At 69.7% G+C, this 17,726-nt stretch carries 21 protein-coding genes; 9 read left to right on the top strand and 12 right to left on the bottom strand.

Annotated features, from left to right (window positions below):
- Position 1: 1 nt before the first annotated feature.
- The 5 genes from WG923_RS22710 to WG923_RS22730 form a co-directional block, all read right to left on the bottom strand.
- Positions 2-1,450 (bottom strand): hydrogenase 4 subunit F, encoded by a 1,449-nt coding sequence (locus tag WG923_RS22710; RefSeq protein ID WP_340353287.1) that lies wholly within the window; start codon positions 1,448-1,450, stop codon positions 2-4.
- Between the two features lie 11 nt (positions 1,451-1,461).
- Complete coding sequence (locus WG923_RS22715) at positions 1,462-2,121, bottom strand: formate hydrogenlyase (RefSeq protein WP_340353288.1); 660 nt, start codon at positions 2,119-2,121, stop codon at positions 1,462-1,464.
- Between the two features lie 79 nt (positions 2,122-2,200).
- Positions 2,201-3,157: a respiratory chain complex I subunit 1 family protein gene (locus WG923_RS22720; RefSeq protein WP_340353289.1), complete on the bottom strand. Its 957-nt coding sequence runs from the start codon at positions 3,155-3,157 to the stop codon at positions 2,201-2,203.
- The gene (hyfB, locus tag WG923_RS22725; RefSeq protein ID WP_340353290.1) at positions 3,154-5,193 is read right to left on the bottom strand and encodes a hydrogenase 4 subunit B; all 2,040 of its coding nucleotides are present in this window, start codon (positions 5,191-5,193) and stop codon (positions 3,154-3,156) included. The genes WG923_RS22720 and hyfB overlap by 4 nt, the downstream gene beginning before the upstream one ends.
- 181 nt (positions 5,194-5,374) lie before the next feature.
- Positions 5,375-6,124, bottom strand: coding sequence for a YoaK family protein (locus WG923_RS22730; RefSeq protein WP_340353291.1), 750 nt, complete (start codon positions 6,122-6,124; stop codon positions 5,375-5,377).
- A gap of 136 nt (positions 6,125-6,260) precedes the next feature.
- On the opposite strand from WG923_RS22730, the gene WG923_RS22735 reads away from it, so the two are divergent.
- From WG923_RS22735 to WG923_RS22760, 6 genes are all read left to right on the top strand, one after another.
- Positions 6,261-6,491: a DUF3460 family protein gene (locus tag WG923_RS22735; RefSeq protein WP_340353292.1), complete on the top strand. Its 231-nt coding sequence runs from the start codon at positions 6,261-6,263 to the stop codon at positions 6,489-6,491.
- Positions 6,492-6,501: 10 nt separating this feature from the next.
- Positions 6,502-7,365 (top strand): segregation and condensation protein A, encoded by an 864-nt coding sequence (locus WG923_RS22740; RefSeq protein WP_340353293.1) that lies wholly within the window; start codon positions 6,502-6,504, stop codon positions 7,363-7,365.
- Positions 7,366-7,396: 31 nt separating this feature from the next.
- On the top strand, positions 7,397-8,995 hold the full coding sequence (gene nadB, locus WG923_RS22745) for an L-aspartate oxidase (protein ID WP_340353294.1): 1,599 nt from the start codon (positions 7,397-7,399) through the stop codon (positions 8,993-8,995).
- Positions 8,996-9,068: 73 nt separating this feature from the next.
- A complete protein-coding gene (locus tag WG923_RS22750) occupies positions 9,069-9,788 on the top strand; it encodes a hypothetical protein (RefSeq protein ID WP_340353295.1) in 720 nt (239 codons plus the stop codon).
- A gap of 1 nt (position 9,789) precedes the next feature.
- A complete protein-coding gene (locus WG923_RS22755) occupies positions 9,790-10,212 on the top strand; it encodes a hypothetical protein (RefSeq protein ID WP_340353296.1) in 423 nt (140 codons plus the stop codon).
- Positions 10,213-10,276: 64 nt separating this feature from the next.
- On the top strand, positions 10,277-10,570 hold the full coding sequence (locus tag WG923_RS22760; protein ID WP_340353297.1) for a putative quinol monooxygenase: 294 nt from the start codon (positions 10,277-10,279) through the stop codon (positions 10,568-10,570).
- Positions 10,571-10,576: 6 nt separating this feature from the next.
- Here WG923_RS22760 and nadA read toward each other — a convergent pair whose 3' ends face one another.
- Positions 10,577-11,698 (bottom strand): quinolinate synthase NadA, encoded by a 1,122-nt coding sequence (gene nadA / locus WG923_RS22765; RefSeq protein WP_340353298.1) that lies wholly within the window; start codon positions 11,696-11,698, stop codon positions 10,577-10,579.
- Positions 11,695-12,561, bottom strand: a complete 867-nt coding sequence (gene nadC / locus WG923_RS22770; RefSeq protein ID WP_340353299.1) for a carboxylating nicotinate-nucleotide diphosphorylase — start codon at positions 12,559-12,561, stop codon at positions 11,695-11,697. The genes nadA and nadC overlap by 4 nt, the downstream gene beginning before the upstream one ends.
- 70 nt (positions 12,562-12,631) lie before the next feature.
- Here nadC and WG923_RS22775 point away from each other — a divergent pair, with 70 nt between their 5' ends.
- Together WG923_RS22775 and WG923_RS22780 are read left to right on the top strand one after the other, a co-directional pair.
- The gene (locus tag WG923_RS22775) at positions 12,632-13,030 is read left to right on the top strand and encodes a PaaI family thioesterase (RefSeq protein WP_340353300.1); all 399 of its coding nucleotides are present in this window, start codon (positions 12,632-12,634) and stop codon (positions 13,028-13,030) included.
- 124 nt (positions 13,031-13,154) lie between these two features.
- Positions 13,155-13,487: a thioredoxin family protein gene (locus WG923_RS22780; protein WP_340353301.1), complete on the top strand. Its 333-nt coding sequence runs from the start codon at positions 13,155-13,157 to the stop codon at positions 13,485-13,487.
- Positions 13,488-13,670: 183 nt separating this feature from the next.
- On the opposite strand, the gene WG923_RS22785 is transcribed toward WG923_RS22780, so the two are convergent.
- From WG923_RS22785 to WG923_RS22805, 5 genes are all read right to left on the bottom strand, one after another.
- Entirely contained in the window at positions 13,671-14,333 is a 663-nt protein-coding gene (locus tag WG923_RS22785) for a hypothetical protein (RefSeq protein WP_340353302.1), read from the bottom strand.
- 102 nt (positions 14,334-14,435) lie between these two features.
- Positions 14,436-15,440 (bottom strand): NAD(P)H-dependent glycerol-3-phosphate dehydrogenase, encoded by a 1,005-nt coding sequence (locus WG923_RS22790; protein ID WP_340353303.1) that lies wholly within the window; start codon positions 15,438-15,440, stop codon positions 14,436-14,438.
- Positions 15,441-15,462: 22 nt separating this feature from the next.
- Positions 15,463-15,933: a protein-export chaperone SecB gene (gene secB, locus WG923_RS22795; RefSeq protein ID WP_340353304.1), complete on the bottom strand. Its 471-nt coding sequence runs from the start codon at positions 15,931-15,933 to the stop codon at positions 15,463-15,465.
- 106 nt (positions 15,934-16,039) lie between these two features.
- The gene (gene grxC, locus WG923_RS22800; protein ID WP_340353351.1) at positions 16,040-16,306 is read right to left on the bottom strand and encodes a glutaredoxin 3; all 267 of its coding nucleotides are present in this window, start codon (positions 16,304-16,306) and stop codon (positions 16,040-16,042) included.
- Positions 16,307-16,326: 20 nt separating this feature from the next.
- Positions 16,327-16,734, bottom strand: coding sequence for a rhodanese-like domain-containing protein (locus WG923_RS22805; RefSeq protein ID WP_340353352.1), 408 nt, complete (start codon positions 16,732-16,734; stop codon positions 16,327-16,329).
- A 107-nt stretch (positions 16,735-16,841) separates the two neighbouring features.
- On the opposite strand from WG923_RS22805, the gene gpmA reads away from it, so the two are divergent.
- A complete protein-coding gene (gene gpmA, locus WG923_RS22810; RefSeq protein WP_340353305.1) occupies positions 16,842-17,588 on the top strand; it encodes a 2,3-diphosphoglycerate-dependent phosphoglycerate mutase in 747 nt (248 codons plus the stop codon).
- Positions 17,589-17,726 lie beyond the last annotated feature (138 nt).

Genomic DNA, 17,726 nt, shown 5'->3' on the forward strand with positions numbered 1-17,726 from the left:
GTCACGGCCCCAGCATGCGCGCCGCCTGCCGGTACCACGCATCCAGGTACGGCGGGATGTAGAGGCCCAGCATGAGGCCCAGCCCCAGGTGCAGGAACACCGGCACCAGCGCCGGCGGGTGCGGCAGGCGCTGCACCGTGGTCTCGCCGAACACCATCGGCTGCACGCGGCTGAACACGGTGGCGAAGGCGACGCCCAGCGCCACCAGCAGGAAGGGCGTGGCCCAGGGATGCTCGCGCATCGCCGTCGTCACGATCAGGAATTCGCTCGCGAACACGCCGAACGGCGGCATGCCCAGGATCGCCAGCGAGCCGAGCATCAGCCCCCAGCCCACCGTGGGACTCACCTTGATCAGCCCGCGGATGTCCTCCATCACCTGCGTGCCCGCCTTCTGCGCCGCGTGGCCGACGGCGAAGAAGATCGCCGACTTCACCAGCGAGTGCACCGTCATGTGCAGCAGGCCGGCGAAACTGGCGACCGGCCCGCCCATGCCGAAGGCGAAGGTGATCAGGCCCATGTGCTCGATCGACGAGTAGGCGAACATGCGCTTGACGTCCTTCTGCCGCAGCAGCAGGAAGGCCGAGGCGACCACCGACACCAGGCCGAACCCCATCATCAGGTTCCCGGCCAGGTGGCTTTGCAGGGCGCCGTCCGCCAGCATCTTGCAGCGCAGCACCGCGTAGAGGGCCACGTTCAGCAGCAGCCCCGAGAGCACCGCCGAGACGGGCGTGGGCCCCTCGGCGTGCGCGTCGGGCAGCCAGTTGTGCAGCGGCACGAGGCCCACCTTGGTGCCGTAACCCACCAGCAGGAAGGCGAAGGCGAGCGTCATCACGTTGGCGTCGAGCAGGGACTTCACGCCGTCCAGGTGCGTCCACAGCAGCGCCCCGCCTTCGGAGCCCAGCACCTTCTCGGCCGCCATGTACAGCAGCACCGTGCCGAACAGCGCCTGAGCGATGCCCACGCCGCACAGGATGAAGTACTTCCACGCGGCCTCCAGGCTGGCGGCGGTGCGGTACACGCTCACCAGCAGCACGGTGGTGAGCGTGGCCGCTTCCATCGCCACCCACAGCATGCCCATGCTGTTGGTGGTCAGCGCCAGCAGCATGGTGAACCCGAACAGCTGGTACATGCTGTGGTACAGGCGCAGCCGGTTGGGCGTCATCTTGCCGTGGTCGCGCTCGACCCGCATGTAGGGACGCGAGAAGATCGCCGTGGTCAGGCCGACGAAGGCCGTCAGCGTGACCAGGAACACGTTGAGCGGGTCGATGAAGAACTCCTCGCCCCACGCGAACAGCGGCCCTTCGGAGATCACGCGCGCCGTCAGGCCGCAGGCGGCCAGGAAGGCGCCGAAGCTGAAGGCCACGTTGATCTCCGGCGCCTCGTCGCGGTGGCCCACGAAGGCCAGCACCACCCCGCCCGCGAGCGGGATGGCCAGGAGCAGGAAGAGCACGTCGACGTCCACTACTGGTCCTTCAGTTTCTCGAGGTGGCGGATGTCCAGGCTGTCGAACTGCTCGCGGATCTGGAACATGAACACGCCCAGGATCAGCACGCCGATCAGCACGTCCAGCGCGATGCCCAGCTCCACCACCATCGGCATCCCGTGCGTGGCCGAAGTGGCGGCGAAGAACAGGCCATTCTCCATCGCCAGGAAGCCGATCACCTGCGGCACCGCCTTGGCCCGCGTGATCATCATCAGGAAGGACAGCAGCACGCAGGCCAGCGCGATGCCCAGCGTGCCGCGCGCCAGCGAGGTGGAGACCATCGCGATCGGCGTGGCCAGGTTGAACGCGAAGATCACCACCAGGATGCCGATCAGCATCGTGGTGGGGATGTTGATCAGCGTCTCCACGTCCCAGCGGATCTTCAGCCGGTCGACGATGCGGTGCAGCAGGATCGGGATCAGCACCACCTTGAGCACGAAGGTGAGCGCGGCCGACAGGTACAGGTGGTGCTGCTCGGTCGCGTAGCCGACCACCACGGTGGAAACCACCAGCGCCAGGCCCTGCAGCGTGAACAGGTTGATCAGCGACAGGATGCGGCGCTGCGAGATCATCGCGAACGCCAGCATCAGCAGCAGCGCTCCCAGCAGATTGATCGCCTGCGAAAGGATTTCGGTCATGGTGCCCCCACGCTTGTCACTTCGTGTACTGCGCCGCCCCCCGAGGGGGCCTTCGCGTCTTGGGGCGGCACGGCGAAGCTCATGCCGGATTCGCCGCGAGCAGCAGGTGCACCAGGATGCCGAGCACCGCCAGCAGGAAGGCCGAGGCCAGGAACTCCGGCACGCGGAAGATCCGCATCTTGGCGGCCAGCGTCTCCAGCAGCGCCAGGCCGATGCCGCCGGCGGCGAGCTTGAGCACCAGCACCGGCAGCGACAGCAGCAGCGCCAGCGGCGCCTGCGCCTCCGCGATGCCCCAGGGCATGAACAGGGCGATGCCGATGCAGGAATAGGCGAACAGCTTCAGGCTCGCGGCCCACTCGATCAGCGCCAGGTGGCGGCCGGAATACTCCAGGATCAGCGCCTCGTGGATCATGGTCAGTTCCAGGTGCGTCGCCGGGTTGTCGACCGGCACGCGGGCGTTCTCGGCCAGCGCCACCATGATGAAGGCCACCAGCGCGAAGGCCAGCGCCGGATAGATCGCCAGCTCGCGGTGCGCGAGCGTCTCCACCACAGTCGTCAGGGACGTCGAGCGCGAGATCAGCGAGGCCGAGAACAGCACCATCAGCAGCGCCGGCTCGGCCAGGAAGCCGATCAGCATCTCCCGCCGCGCACCGAGCGAGCCGAACGAGGTGCCCACGTCCATCGCCGCCAGCGAGATGAACACGCGCGCCAGCGCGAACAGGCCGACCAGGGCGATGGCGTCGGCGGCGGGCGCGAGCGGCAGGTCGGTCGAGAGCGTCGGCACGATGGAGGCGGCCAGCGCCATGCAGCCGAACACGACGTAGGGCACGCCGCGGAACAGCGGCGACGCGTGCTCGGCCACCACCGAGTCCTTGTGGAACAGCTTGTGCAGCAGGCGATAAGGCTGCAGCAAGCCGGGCGCGGACTTGTTCTGCAGGCGCGAGCGCCACTGGTTCACCCAGCCTGTCAGCAGCGGCGCGAGCGCGAGCGCCACCAGGATCTCCAGGGCCTGCGCGAGGATGCCAGAGAAATTCATCGCCGCACCACCAGCAGCAGCATGAGCACCAGCGTCACGAAGCTGTAGAGAAGGTAGACCGAGATGCGCCCCTGCTGCAGCAGGCTGGCCAGCCGGGCGAGCCGCGTGGCCAGCGCCACCAGCGGCAGGTAGATCCAGCCCCAGAAGTGGTCCTCCACCACCACCCGGTAGCGCGGTTGCGCGTCGAACGGCGTCGGCAGTTCGCGCCGCATCACGAAGAAGGGTTCGAAGATCTGCCGGATCGGCTGGCCGAAGCCTTCGGCCGTGTCCTGCATGCGCGCCGTCTGCCACGGATACCCGCAGTCCCAAGCGGGCGCGCGGCGGATGCGGCCGTGATAGAGCTTGCGCACCAGCAGGAAAGCGAGCGCGAAACTGGCCGCCACGCCGATCAGGAAGATCACCGGCCCGTAGCTGGCGCGCTCCACGCTGATCGGCGCCAGCAGCCAGCCGCCGCCGGAGGCGAGCCGCTGCCCCAGCCCCGCGCCCACGAGCTGCTGCGTGACGGGGTCGATGAACTGGATGAACTGCACCGGCAGCAGCCCCAGCGCGATGCAGCCCAGCGCCAGCCACAGCATGCCCACGCGCTCCCACGCGCCGGCGTCGTGCGCCTGCGCCAGCTTCTCCTCGCGCGGCTGGCCGAGGAAGATCACGCCGAAGAACTTCACCATGGTGTAGCCGGCCAGGGCGGCCACCAGGGCGATCAGCGCCGCCACCACCGGGATCAGCATGTTCAGCATCGAATCGGGCAGGCCCGGCGTGAACAGGAAGCTTTGCAGCAGCAGCCACTCGGAGACGAAGCCGCCCAGGGGCGGCAGGCCGGCGCTGGTCAGCACGCCCACCAGCGTGACCCAGGCCACGAAGGGCATGTAGCGGATCAGGCCCCCCAGCTTGCCGAGGCTGCGTTCGGCGGTGGCGTGCAGCACGCAACCGGTGCTCAGGAACAGCAGGCTCTTGAAGACCGCGTGGCTCGCCACGTGGTACAGCGTCGCCGTGAGCGCCAGCGCGGCCAGCGCCTTCATCCCGTAGGCGGAGAAGATCAGCGCCAGGCCCATGCCCGCGAACACCATGCCGATGTTCTCGATGGAGGAATAGGCGAGCAGCCGCTTCATGTCCACCTGCACCGCGGCGAAGACCACGCCGAACAGCGCCGTGGCCAGGCCCAGCGCCAGCAGCAGCCCGCCCCACCACCAGAAATGCGTATGCAGCAGGTCGAAGGCCACGCGCATCACGCCGTACACCGCGGTCTTGAGCATGACGGCGCTCATGAGGGCGGACACCGGCGACGGCGCCGCCGGATGCGCCTCCGGCAGCCAGACGTGCACCGGCAGCAGGCCGGCCTTGGCGCCGAACCCGAGCAGCGCCAGCAGGAAGGCGACCGACGCCCAGAACGGCGACAGGTTCTGCGCGCGCATGTTCGCGAACGTGTAGTCGCCGGTGTTGGCCTGCAGCACGCCGAAGCACAGGAGGATGGCCACCGCGCCGATGTGCGCCATCACGATGTACAGGTAGCCGGCCCGGCGCACCTCCGCCACGCGGTGGTTGGCCGTGACGAGGAAGTACGAGGACAGCGCCATCGTCTCCCACATCACCATGAAGCAGTAGGCGTCGTCGGCCAGCACCACCAGCGTCATGGCGGCCAGGAACAGGTGGTACTCCAGGCACAGGAGCCCGGGCGGCGTGCCCTCAGCCCGCCGGAAGTAGCCGGCCGCGAACACCGACACGCCCGCCGACACGGCGCCGATCACCATCAGGAAGAAGGCAGCGAGGGCGTCGAGGCGCAGGTGGAAGGGCAGCGTGGGCAGGCCGACCGGCAGCACCGCCGTCTGCGGGGCCGCGAACACCGAGGGCAGCGCCAGCACCAGCAGCGCGAGGCCCAGTGCTCCGCCGAGGGGGAACAGGACGCGGGCGACGAAGGTGAAACGGCGCAGCGCGAGCACGCCCGCCAGCCCGATCAGCAGCCAGGCGGCGACGAGCAGCAGCATCCAGTCCAGCCGCATCAGCCGGCCCGCCTGGAGCCATCCGGGGAAATCGCTCATGCCTTCGTCCCTGCCCGAGCACGCTGCACGCGGCCGCGGGCCGCTTCGCCCCGCCCGGCGCGTGCCGGGAACGCCGAAGCCACCGCGTTTTCAGCGAGCAGGAGTCCCCATGGCATCCGGGGCATTCTTGCACCCGTCCCTTACAGAAGCGAGCGCGGTGTGGGATGCAGGCAACGTGAAGCTAGTGTCCTGCGGCAACGAGGCGCTGGCGCACGTCGCGCCAGAAGGGGCGCACCGCCAGCAGGCACAGTCCGACGGCGAGCGGCACGGTGGTGCCGAAGCCGACGAACTTGAAGCCGAGCGCGCCGGCGCAGCCGCCCACCAGGAAGCAGGCCACCAGCAGCGAGTGGATGCGCAGCTTCTGCCGGTTCGCCAGCACCGGGTCCGCTTCGTCGGCGGGGTTGATGTAGATCAGTTTTCCGAGCTCGATGCCGATGTCGGTGACCAGGCCGGTGACGTGGGTGGTGCGGATCTCGGCGCGCGAGATCTTGGTGATCACCGCGTTCTGCAGCCCCATGATGAAGCACAGGAGCACCACGGTCATGGGCACGAACAGCGGCGCGAACACCGCGATGGAGGCGCCCGAGACACCGAACACCAGCAGGGCCGCCGACTCCAGCAGCAACGGCAGCCCGTAGGCGCTGTACAGGCGCCGTCGCAGGCCCCAGTTCACCAGCACCGCCGTCGTCATGGCGCCGCCCATGAAGGCCAGCACCGCGCCGGCGGCCGCCACCACCAGCGTCACGTTGCCCAGGATCAGGTTGTCGGCGATCGACGACAGCAGGCCCGTCATGTGCGACGTGTACTGGCCCACCGCGAGGAAGCCGCCGGCATTGGTCGCGCCGGCCACGAAGGCGAGGAAGGCACCGAGCCGGACGTTCGCCTGCGTGGTGCGGTCGACGTCTGCCCAGCCCCGGATGAAGGCGAACATCTCTGGAAGGAAAGCTTCGGTGCGCAAGGACGCCGGGCGCGGCAAGGGCCCTTCGGCCCTGGCGGATCGGCTGCTGCAGGGGGCGAGCTTAGCGCAGCTCGGAAGGCACGGCCGGGCAAAGGCCTAAAATCCCCCCATGGCCAGCCTTTTCCTCCGCATCTTCCGCCGCCCGGACTACAGCTCCGACGTCACCCAGTTCATCGAGCAGCTCAAGACCGACAAGCCCGACCTGGAGGCGCAGCAGCGCGCCGGCCGGTCGATCTGGTGGGACAAGCACATCGACCGCGACATGGTCGCCGAGTGGAAGAAGGCGCGCGTGCCGGCCAAGCCCTACGCCTACGGCGACGACCCGCGCCAGCGCCGCTGACGGCGCCCCGATGGACAGCCGCGACACCACCCTGCCGGACCGCGCGGGCCAGCCCCCCGCCGCCGACGCGTCCGGCCTGCCGGAGGTGGTCGACCAGGTCGCGCTCGCGCGCCTGTACGGCGAGCCGCTGTTCGCGCTGCCGCAGGACCTGTACATCCCGCCGGACGCGCTGGAGATCTTCCTGGAGGCCTTCGAGGGGCCGCTGGACCTGCTGCTGTACCTGATCCGCAAGCAGAACTTCAACATCCTCGACATCCCGATGGCGGCGGTGACCCGCCAGTACCTGACGTACGTCGACGAGATCCGCACGCGCAACCTCGAACTCGCGGCCGAATACCTGCTGATGGCGGCCATGCTGATCGAGATCAAGTCGCGCATGCTGCTGCCGCCCAAGAAGACGGCCGAAGGCGAGGAGGCCGAGGACCCGCGCGCCGAACTCGTGCGCCGGCTGCTGGAATACGAGCAGATGAAGGCCGCCGCCTTCCGCCTCAACGAGCTGCCGCAGCTGGGGCGCGACGTGCTGCGCGCGCAGGTGTACATCGAGCAGTCGCTGCAGCCGCGCTTTCCCGACGTGCACATCGACGACCTGCAGGAAGCCTGGCGCGACATCCTGCGGCGCGCCAAGCTGGTGCAGCACCACAAGATCACGCGCGAGGAACTGTCGGTGCGCGAGCACATGAGCCTCGTGCTGCGCAAGCTGCAGGGCCGCAAGTTCGTGGAGTTCGAGCAGCTGTTCGACCCGGCGCGCGGCGTGCCGGTGCTGATCGTGACCTTCATCGCCACGCTGGAACTGGCCAAGGAAACGCTGATCGAGCTGACGCAGGCCGAAGCCTACGCGCCGATCTACGTGCGCCTGGCCTACCAGCCTGCCTGAGTACAAAGACAACGACTCTCCGGGAGACACCGTGAGCCAAGCCATTCCTCGCGATTTCGACGTCCTCATCGTGGGCAGCGGCCTGGCCGGCCTCTCCGCGGCCCTGCACCTGGCGCCCACGCACCGCGTGGCGATCCTCACCAAGCGGGCGATGACCGACGGCTCCAGCGGCTGGGCGCAGGGCGGCATCGCGGCCGTGATGGACCGCAACGACAGCTTCGACAGCCACGTGGACGACACGCTGGTGGCCGGCGCCGGCCTGTCCGACCCCGCCGCCACCCGCTTCGTGGTGGAGCACGCGCCCGAGAGCGTGGACTGGCTGCGCTCGCTGGGCGTGCCGTTCTCCGAGGAAGACGGCCACCTGCACCTCACCCGCGAGGGCGGCCACAGCGCGCGGCGCATCGTGCACGTCACCGACGCCACCGGCGCCGCGGTGCAGCGCACGCTGATCGAGCGCGTGCGGCGCACCCCGAACATCACGGTGCTGGAACAGCACATGCTGGTGGACCTGATCTACGCCGCCAAGCTGGGCCAGCAGCCGAACCGCTGCCTGGGCCTGTATGCGCTGGACGAACGCACCGACGAAGTGGTGACCTTCCGCGCGCCGCACACCATCCTGGCCACGGGCGGCGCGGGCAAGGTGTACCTGTACACCACCAATCCGGACACGGCCACCGGCGACGGCATCGCGGCGGCCTGGCGCGCCGGCTGCCGGGTGACGAACATGGAGTTCATCCAGTTCCACCCGACCTGCCTGTACCACCCGCACGTCAAGAACTTCCTGATCTCCGAGGCCGTGCGCGGCGAGGGCGGCCGCCTGATGCTGCCGGACGGCACGCGCTTCATGCCGAACCACGATCCGCGGCTGGAACTCGCGCCGCGCGACGTCGTGGCGCGCGCGATCGACTTCGAGATGAAGAAGCACGGCCTCGACTGCGTGCTGCTGGACATCTCCCACCAGCCGCCGGAGTTCGTGAAGGAGCACTTCCCGAACATCTACGCCCGCTGCCTGGAGCTGGGCATCGACATCACGAAGCAGCCGATCCCGGTCGTGCCCGCCGCGCACTACACCTGCGGCGGCGTGCACACCGATCTTTCCGGCCGCACCGACCTCGCCGGCCTGCACGCGATCGGCGAGACGGCCTACACCGGCCTGCACGGCGCCAACCGCCTGGCCAGCAACTCGCTGGTGGAGTGCATGGTGTTCGCCCGCTCGGCGTCCAACGACATCCTCGCCACGCCCATGCCCCCGGTGCCGCCGGTGCCGCAGTGGGACGACAGCCGCGTGACCGACGCCGACGAGGCGGTGGTGATCTCGCACAACTGGGACGAGCTGCGCCGCTTCATGTGGGACTACGTCGGCATCGTCCGCACCAACAAGCGCCTGGACCGAGCGGCCCACCGCATCGAGCTGCTGCAAGGCGAGATCGACGAGTTCTACGGCGCCTTCCACGTCACGCGCGACCTGCTGGAGCTGCGCAACCTGGTCACGGTGGCCGACCTGATCGTGCGCTCGGCGAAGTCGCGGCACGAAAGCCGGGGGCTGCATTTCAGCCGCGACTACCCGCAGCTGGCGCCGGTGGCGGTGCCGACCATCCTGACGCCGATCCACGAGCGGCCGGTGGCCTGAAAGCCGCAGGGCTGCGGCACATTGCCACAGCCCTCTGGTGCGCGAGGCGAGCGCTTGCTATAACGGCGCCACCATGCCGTACCAGCGCCTGATCGCCCTCGCCGCCTGCGCCCTCGCCTTCGTCGCGCCGGCGGCGAAGGCCATGGACTTCCACCGGGTCGGCGACGTGCTCGTGCTGTCCGGCCCGGTCACGGGCAACGAGCTGGTGCAGCTGCGCAACCACCTGGCCGGCGATCCGGTGCGGCTGGTGCTGCTGCACGAAAGCCCCGGCGGCGACCTCTGGAACGGCTACCAGGTGGGCAACCGGATCCGCTCGGAAGGCCTGCCGACGGCCGTTTCGGGCAAGTGCGAATCCGCCTGCGGCCTGATCTTCCTGGGCGGCACCGAGCGCTCCTTCTCCGACGGCCGCCCGCTCGCGCTGACGATGGTGGGCCTGCACGGCGCCCACACCACGGACACGCAGCAGCCGCTGTCGGAGCTGGCGCCGCGCATGGCCTGGGTGATCCGCAGCCTCACGGGAAACAAGTACCCGCCCGACCTGCTGCAACGCACCGTCTACACCCGCAACGCGCAGGACATCGTCTACTCCTTCCACCCGAGCCGCTTCCGCCCGGACGGCACGCGCAAGGGCGTGATCGAGTGCCTCAAGCAGGACATCAGCTTCAAGTGCGCCATGCTCGACGGGCTGGACGCCATGGCGATCGGCGTGATCACGCGGCGGGAGGTGCTGGCCCTGCCCGAAGCCGTGAAGCAGTTGCTGCAGACGCTGCCACTGGCGCCGGAGGGCAACTGAAATGCAGGCGCGGCGCCACCGGGTCCTGGCGGGCGCGCTGGCGGTCGCGGTCGGGGCGGGGGTGATGCTCGCCGTGTTCTTCGCGCCGCGCGGCCTGCGCGCGCCCGCGTGGGTGGTGTATGCCGCCGGCGGCGCCTTCGTGCTGGCCGGCGCGACGCTGGTGGCGCAGGGCACGGGCCAGCGCCTGCTGGCGCGCTGGCTGCCCTCGCTCGTGATCGCCTGCCTGGTCGCGCCCGCCGCCTGGGTGGCCTTCGGCACCGGCCCGCGCCGCTGCATGGTGAGCGCCTGGGGCTTCGGCAGCCGCCTGCTCGGCCGGCATTCGGACCTCCTGTGCCGGCTGGCGTTCGGCGCCGGGGCGTTGGTCGGCCTGCTGCTGCTGCTGCTGGCGGTGCGCGAGGCGCTGCGCGCCGACCCCGAGCCCTGAGGCGATCCCCCCCGTTTGCGCCTACCATGGCGGCTTGGAGCCTGGGGGCAGGCAGGGAGGCCACGTGTACGGATTGATTTCCAAGCTGAAGGCGGCGTCCGGCCAGCGCGACGCCTTGATCCACGTCCTGCTGCAGGGGAGCCGGGCGATGCCCGGCTGCATCCACTACATCATCGCCAAGGACATCCACGACGAACACACGCTCTGGGTCGTCGAGACCTGGGACAGCGTGCAGGCCCACAAGTCCTCGCTGTCGCTGCCCGAAGTGGTGGAGGCGATGGCGCGCGGCAAGCCGCTGATCGCGTCGATCGAGCGGCGCATCGAGACGGTGCCGATGGAAACCACCAGCTGCAGCTAGGCCCCCCTAGGCCGCGCCGATGTTGGGCACCAGCGCGCCGGCCGGCTGCCCCGCCTTCAGTGCCGCCGTGAACGCCAGCATGCGGTCGATCGGCACGCGGGCGCGGTCGATGATCGCCGGGTCCACGAAGACTTCGTTGGTGCCGGTCTCCAGCACGTGGGCCAGGCCCACCAGCCCGTTCATGGCCATCCAGGGGCAGTGCGCGCAGCTCTTGCACGTGGCGCTGTTGCCCGCCGTCGGCGCCTCGATGAACACCTTGCCGGGGTTGAGCGTGCGCAGCTTGTGCATCATGCCGTTGTCGGTGGCCACGATGAACTCGCGCGCATCCAGCTCGCGCGCCGCCTTCAGGATGGCGGAGGTGGAGCCCACCGCATCGGCCAGCGCCACCACGTCGGCCGGCGACTCCGGGTGCACCAGCACCTTGGCGTTCGGGTACTGCTTCTTCAGGTCCTCCAGCTCGAAGGCCTTGAACTCGTCGTGCACGATGCACGAACCGTTCCAGAACACCATGTCGGCGCCGGTCTCGCGCTGGATGTAGCCGCCCAGGTGCTTGTCGGGGGCCCACAGGATCTTGTGGCCCTTGTCCTTGAGCGCACGGGCGATGTCGAGCGCGCAGCTGGAAGTGACGAGCCAGTCCGAGCGCGCCTTCACCGCGGCACTGGTGTTCGCGTAGACGACCACGGTGCGGTCCGGATGCTGGTTGCAGAAGGCGTCGAATTCGTCGATCGGGCAACCGAGGTCCAGCGAGCAGGTGGCGTCCAGGTCGGGCATCAGCACGCGCTTTTCCGGCGACAGGATCTTGGACGTCTCGCCCATGAACTTCACGCCCGAGACGACCAGCGTCTGCGCCGGGTGCTCGCGGCCGAAGCGCGCCATCTCCAGCGAGTCGCTCACGATGCCGCCGGTTTCCTCCGCCAGGTCCTGCAGGTCCGGGTGCACGTAGTAGTGCGACACCATGACCGCGTTGCGCTCCTTGAGCAGGCGCCTGACCTTGTCCTTCAGCGCGGCGCGTTCGGCGGGGGTGGGCTCCGGCGGCACGCGCGCCCAGGCGTGCTTGGTGTCGCAGGTGTTCCCCGGCAGGGGATGCTCGTACTCGACTTCCTTGATCGGAATGACGACAGCGCTCATTGGATTTCTTTCAGCCGCATGGAGAAGTCCGTGGCCTTGATGTCCTTGGTCAGGGTCCCGATGGAGATGCGGTCGACGCCCGTTTCGGCCAGTTCGCGCAGGGTCGCGAGCGTCACGCCGCCGGAAATCTCCAGCACGGCGCGGCCGGCGTTGATGCGCACCGCCTCGCGCAGGGTGGGCAGGTCCATGTTGTCCAGCAGGACCATCTTCGCGCCGGCGTCCAGCGCCTCCTGCAGCTGCGCCAGCGTCTCCACCTCGATCTCGATGAAGCTCGCGTGCGCGGCGACGCGGTGCGCCGCCTGCAGCACGGGCACGATGCCCCCGGCGGCGGCGATGTGGTTTTCCTTGATCAGCACCGCGTCGTACAGGCCGATGCGGTGGTTGACGCCGCCGCCCATCTTCACGGCGTACTTCTGCGCCAGCCGCAGGCCCGGCAGGGTCTTGCGCGTGTCGACGATGCGCGCGCGCGTGCCGCGCACCGCCTCGACATAGGTCGCCGTCTTGGTGGCCACGGCGCTGAGCAGCTGCAGGAAGTTCAGCGCGGTGCGCTCCGCGGTGAGCAGCCCGCGCGCGGAGCCTTCGATCTCGAGCACCACCTGGTCGGCGCTGCAGCGCTCCCCCTCGCCCACCAGCCAGCGCACCTGCGCGGCGGGGTCGACCTGCCGCAGCGCGGCTTCGGCCCAGGGCGCACCGCAGATCACGGCGCTTTCGCGCGCCAGCACGCGGGCGCGGGCGCGCCGGCCTTCGGGCACCAGGGCCGCGGTCAGGTCGCCGGCACCCACGTCTTCGGCGAGCGCGCGCGCGGCGTCGCTGCGCGCCAGTTCCGCCAGCGCGGAGAGGGAAAAGTCGAACACGGCACTCATGCGCAAAGCATAACCGCCGCGGCATGCCCCCGCTGGCGCGAGGCACGTTGCGCCGCTACAGTCGCAGCGCATGAACCTCGCCGCGATCCAGCAGCTGCTCGAACCGCTCTTCCCCGGCCTGATGGGCGTGACGCTCACCGAGGCGACACCGGAACGCGTGGTGGCCACCCTGCGCGTGCAGCCGCAGCTGTGCACCGCCGGCGGCATCCTCCACGGTGGCGCCCACATGGCCTTCGCGGACACGCTGGGCGCCGTGGGCACGCTGCTGAACCTGCCGCACGGCAAGCGCACGACCACCACCGACTCCAGCACCAAGTTCATCGGCGGCGCGGCCGTGAACACGACCGTGACGGGCGAGAGCGTGGCGCTGCACCGCGGCCGCACCACCATGGTCTGGCAGACCAGCATCCGCAACGAGCAGGGCAAGCTCTGCTCGGTGGTCACGCAGACGCAGCTGGTGCTGGATTAGGAGTCTGCGCGGCGGGGAAACGGGCCTGCGCTCGTCTGCCGCGGAATCTCGGCGCCTGCGTTCCGACAGGGGCTGGCGCGAGGCGCTGACGGCGCGACGCGCGCGTCGGCCCGACAATGGCCGCATGGACTCGACCTATTCCCCCACGGAGCCGCCCCGCGCCCAGGTGGATGCGTATCCCGGCGCCACGGTGCTCGATTTCGGCACCAACTGGTGCGGCTGGTGCCGCAATGCGCAGCCGCTGATCGCGCAGGCGCTGGACGCGCAGCCCCAGGTGCGCCACCTCAAGGTGGAAGACGGCCCCGGCCGGCCGCTGGGACGCAGCTACCGCGTCAAGCTGTGGCCGACGCTGATCTTCCTGAAGGACGGCCAGGAGGTGGCGCGCGTCGTGCGCCCGTCGAAGGCCGACGAACTGCGCGACGCGCTGGCGAAGATCACCGACGACGTGAAGGCCTGATCAAGCCAGAGCGTGCAGGCTGGTGGGAAGCGCCGGCAGGCCGAACCCCAGCGCTGGGGTTCGCGCGCTGACGCGGCTCACCGCCAGCCTACCGGTGCGCACCGCGAGGCAGTACGGCCTCCCTCAATTCGCGGCGAGGCAGTACAGCCTCCGTCAGTTCGCGGCGAGGCAGTACAGGCTCCCTCAGTTCGCGGCGAAGCAGTACAGCCGGCCGTCTCCGCCGGTGCCCTTGAGGGCCTCCAGGCCGCAGCCGCGGCTGCCGTGCGAGGAGTTCCAGGACTTCGCCGGCGGCTCCTCGTTGAGGCCCATGCGGTCATGGTGGCCCACGATCGCGGAGCCTTCCCCGCTCTTGGTCCAGTTGCCGCAGGTGGTGTCGCCGCTGGCGGTGGACGCGCGGCCATCCGGCGTCGAGCCGGTCAGCACGTCGTGCATGTTGACCGCGTCGCCGCGGCCCATCACCATCTCGCCCCGCTCGGTCAGCGCGGTCTGCTTGGTCAGGCGATTGGCGCCGTGCAGCTCGTCGACGCTGTTGGCGATCACCTCGCCCTTGGCATTCATCCAGGGGCCGCGGCCGATGCGGTCGCGCGCGTTCGCGCCGCCCGCGCCCGTGGTGCTCAGGTAGGCACGCCAGGTCTTGCCCCCGGCGCCGGCGGCCGACGCCAGCGACTGGCAATACCGGTCGGCGCCGGCGAGGCCGCCGAAATCCGCCCCGCGGCCGGGATTGGCGCTGGTGACGAAGAAACTCATCTTGTTGTCATGGGCTGACCCGAAGGGCCCCATGCCGGCACACGCCGCGACGACGGCGGCGGAACCTGCAAGGACCAGGACGAGGGCAGTACGGCGCATGGAGGGAACTCCGTGGTGGTGGGGACCCGCAGTCTGGTGCAGCGGCGCGCCCCGCGGTTGCGGGAAGCTCCCTAGGTAACCGACGGAATAAAACGCGGCGCCTCAACCGCGCTCGGCAGCAGGATCGCGTCCCATCAGCGCCGCCACCGCCTCGACTGGCGACACGCGGCCATCGAGCAGGTCCACCACGCCCTCGGCGATGGGCATTTCCACGCCCAGGCGGCGCGCCCGCTCCACCACGGTGCGCGCGCTGTACACGCCTTCGGCGACGTGGCCGAGCGAGTCCACCGCCTGCTGCAGCGTGCGCCCCTGCGCCAGCAACAGGCCCACGCGGCGGTTGCGGCTGAGGTCGCCGGTGGCCGTGAGCACCAGGTCGCCGAGGCCGGACAGCCCCATGAAGGTCTCGGCGCGCGCGCCGAGGGCCACGCCCAGGCGCGTCATTTCCGCCAGGCCGCGCGTGATGAGGGCGGCGCGCGCGTTCAGGCCCAGCGCCAGGCCGTCGCACAGGCCGGTGGCGATGGCCAGCACGTTCTTGACCGCCCCGCCGACCTCGACGCCGGGCAGGTCGTCGTTGACGTACACGCGCATGCTGGGGCTGTGGAAGGCGGCGACCAGCGCCTCGCGCACGCAGGCCGCGTCGCTCGCGGCCACCAGCGCTGTCGGCTGGCCCCTGGCCACCTCCTGCGCGAAGCTCGGGCCGCTGAGCGCACCGCCGGCCAGCTGCGGCGCGACTTCCGCGCGCACCTCGTGTCCGAGCAGGCCGTAGGGCTGCGAAACGGGCGCCTCGAAGCCCTTGCAAAGCCAGGCCACGGGGCGCGTGCAGGCGGCCACCTCCGTGAGCATCTGCCGCAGGCCCGCCATCGGCGTGGCGATGATCACCACGTCGTGCCGCTGCGTGAGCGCGCTCGGCTCACCCTCGGCATGCGAGGCGACACGCACGCCGGCGGGCAGCCGGTGGCCGGGAAGGTAGGGGAGGTTTTCGCCCCGGGCCGCGATCGCGGCGGCCTGCGCCGCATCGCGCGCCCAGAGCGTCACCCGGTGGCGCTGCCCGGCGCTGACGGCCAGGGCCGTGCCCCAGGCGCCGGCCCCGAGCACGAGGATGTCCATGGACCGGGCGCCGAAAGCCGCTTCAGGCGGAGGTGATGATGGTGGACGTCTGGCCGCCCTGTTGCGCCTGCTGGGCCTGCTGCTGCTCGTACATGGCCTGGAAGTTGATTTCGGCCAGGTGCACGGGCGGGAAGCCGGCGCGCGTGATCAGGTCGGCGACGTTGCCGCGCAGGTACGGATACACGATCTGCGGGCAGGCGGCGCCCATGATGGCCTGCATCTGTTCGGCGGGAACGTTGCGGATCTCGAAGATGCCGGCCTGCTTGACCTCCACCAGGAACACGGTGCGGTCCTTCAGCTTGGTGGTGACCGTGGCCGACACCGCCACCTCGTACACGCCGTCCGCGGCCTGCTGCGCCTCGACCCCGAGCTGGATGTCGACGGTGGGCTGTTCCTGCTCCAGCAGGATGGCCGGGCTGTTGGGCTGCTCCAGCGAAGCCTCCTTCATGTAGACGCGCTGGATCTGGAACACGGGTTCGTTGTTGTCGGCCATCTCGGGTTGCCTCGGTTGCGAATGAAAAAGCCCGCCGGGACGCTCCCGGCGGGCGCAGTTTGCGTCAGCCGGCCATTATCTCAGGCCGGCGGCATCCGGAATCCCGTCAGGCGGCAGCGCCGTTCAGCAGCGGCAGGAGGCCGCCACGGCCATCGAGCGCGATGAGGTCGTCGCAGCCGCCCACGTGGGTTTCGCCGATGAAGATCTGCGGCACCGTGCGGCGGCCGGTCATTTCCATCATCTTCATGCGTTCCTCGGGCTGCATGTCGACGCGGATTTCCTCGATCTCCGCGACCCCCCTGGACTTGAGGATCTGCTTGGCGCGGATGCAGTAAGGGCATACGGCCGTGGTGTACATCTTGACGGGCTGCATTGACATTAGATGGGGTCGTTTCAGGCTTTTTCCAGCGGGAGGTTAGCGTCCCTCCAGGCTTTCAGCCCGCCCGCCAGCACAACGGCCTTGTCGTAGCCCAGGCCTTTCGCGACGCCCAGTGCACGCCGGGCCCTGGCTCCGCTGGCACACACCAGGATCAGCGGCACGGTCTTGTTCTTGGCCACGTCGGGCAGGCGGGTCTGCAGGTCGCCGACGGGGACGTTGCGCGCCCCGCGGATGTGGCCGCTGGCGAATTCGTCGGCTTCGCACACGTCCACCACGATCGCCTTCTCGCGGTTGATCAGTTGCACCGCGCCGTCCGGCGTGAGGCCTCCGGCGGTGCCGGCGGCAATGCCGGGCCACAGCAGCAGGCCGCCCGAGACGGCGGCGATGAGCACCAGGGCCCAGTTGTGGGTGAGAAACGGCAGGACGTCCATACAGCTCTTTCCTTTGTTCTGCGCCGGGTCAGGTTCCGGCCAACCCTCGATTCTAGAATGGCGGGTTTCCCCTGGCTTCCTTCCAACTTCCCACCCCCATGCACAAGCTCGTCCTGATCCGCCATGGCGAATCCACCTGGAACCTGGAAAACCGTTTCACCGGCTGGACGGACGTCGACCTGACGCCGCTGGGCCTGGAGCAGGCCGTGCAGTCCGGCCGCCTGCTCAAACAGGAGGGCTACGACTTCGACCTGTGCTACACCAGCGTCCTCAAGCGCGCCACCCGCACCCTGTGGCACGTGCTGGACGAAATGGACCGCACCTGGCTGCCCGTGGTGCATTCCTGGCGCCTGAACGAGCGCCACTACGGCGCCCTGCAGGGCCTGAACAAGGCGGAGACGGCGAAGAAGTTCGGCGACGAGCAGGTGCTGGTCTGGCGTCGCAGCTACGACACGCCGCCGCCGGCGCTGGAGGACAGCGACCCCCGGTGGGAACGCTCCGACCGGCGGTACGAGAAGGTGAAGCCAGCGGAATTCCCCCGCACCGAGTGCCTGAAGGACACGGTGGCCCGCGTGCTGCCGTTCTGGAACGAGTCCATGGCGCCGGCGATCAAGGCCGGCAAGCGGGTGCTGGTCGCCGCCCACGGCAATTCCATGCGCGCCCTGGTCAAGTACCTGGACGACATTTCGGATGCCGACATCGTGGGCCTGAACATTCCCAACGGAATTCCCCTCGTTTACGAGTTGGACACGCACCTGAAGCCCATCCGCCACTACTATCTCGGTGACGCCGAGGCCGCGGCCAGGGCGGCTGCCGCGGTGGCCGCCCAAGGGCGCGCCGGCTGAGCCCCAAGCACAGCCGGCCGGGTCCGGGAAGCCCCTTGTAGGAAGGTTCCTGCGGCAATCCACGCTTATTTCACACGGCGCCGGGCCCCCCCGGGAACCCCTGACAAGGGCGTGCATCAGAGAGGTTTCTCAGGTGTA

The sequence above is a fragment of the Ramlibacter sp. AN1133 genome (assembly GCF_037890035.1).
Classification (GTDB): Bacteria; Pseudomonadota; Gammaproteobacteria; order Burkholderiales; family Burkholderiaceae_C; genus Ramlibacter.

Coding starts and splice junctions, on each gene's coding strand:
- WG923_RS22790 (WP_340353303.1), bottom strand. CDS start 15,440: ATGGACATCCTCGTGCTCGGGGCCGGCGCCTGGGGCACGGCCCTGGCC.
- hyfB (WP_340353290.1), bottom strand. CDS start 5,193: ATGAGCGATTTCCCCGGATGGCTCCAGGCGGGCCGGCTGATGCGGCTG.
- WG923_RS22750 (WP_340353295.1), top strand. CDS start 9,069: ATGCCGTACCAGCGCCTGATCGCCCTCGCCGCCTGCGCCCTCGCCTTC.
- WG923_RS22715 (WP_340353288.1), bottom strand. CDS start 2,121: ATGACCGAAATCCTTTCGCAGGCGATCAATCTGCTGGGAGCGCTGCTG.
- WG923_RS22740 (WP_340353293.1), top strand. CDS start 6,502: ATGGACAGCCGCGACACCACCCTGCCGGACCGCGCGGGCCAGCCCCCC.
- WG923_RS22735 (WP_340353292.1), top strand. CDS start 6,261: ATGGCCAGCCTTTTCCTCCGCATCTTCCGCCGCCCGGACTACAGCTCC.
- WG923_RS22720 (WP_340353289.1), bottom strand. CDS start 3,157: ATGAATTTCTCTGGCATCCTCGCGCAGGCCCTGGAGATCCTGGTGGCG.
- WG923_RS22785 (WP_340353302.1), bottom strand. CDS start 14,333: ATGCGCCGTACTGCCCTCGTCCTGGTCCTTGCAGGTTCCGCCGCCGTC.
- secB (WP_340353304.1), bottom strand. CDS start 15,933: ATGGCCGACAACAACGAACCCGTGTTCCAGATCCAGCGCGTCTACATG.
- grxC (WP_340353351.1), bottom strand. CDS start 16,306: ATGCAGCCCGTCAAGATGTACACCACGGCCGTATGCCCTTACTGCATC.
- WG923_RS22780 (WP_340353301.1), top strand. CDS start 13,155: ATGGACTCGACCTATTCCCCCACGGAGCCGCCCCGCGCCCAGGTGGAT.
- gpmA (WP_340353305.1), top strand. CDS start 16,842: ATGCACAAGCTCGTCCTGATCCGCCATGGCGAATCCACCTGGAACCTG.
- nadC (WP_340353299.1), bottom strand. CDS start 12,561: ATGAGTGCCGTGTTCGACTTTTCCCTCTCCGCGCTGGCGGAACTGGCG.
- WG923_RS22730 (WP_340353291.1), bottom strand. CDS start 6,124: ATGTTCGCCTTCATCCGGGGCTGGGCAGACGTCGACCGCACCACGCAG.
- nadA (WP_340353298.1), bottom strand. CDS start 11,698: ATGAGCGCTGTCGTCATTCCGATCAAGGAAGTCGAGTACGAGCATCCC.
- WG923_RS22775 (WP_340353300.1), top strand. CDS start 12,632: ATGAACCTCGCCGCGATCCAGCAGCTGCTCGAACCGCTCTTCCCCGGC.
- WG923_RS22755 (WP_340353296.1), top strand. CDS start 9,790: ATGCAGGCGCGGCGCCACCGGGTCCTGGCGGGCGCGCTGGCGGTCGCG.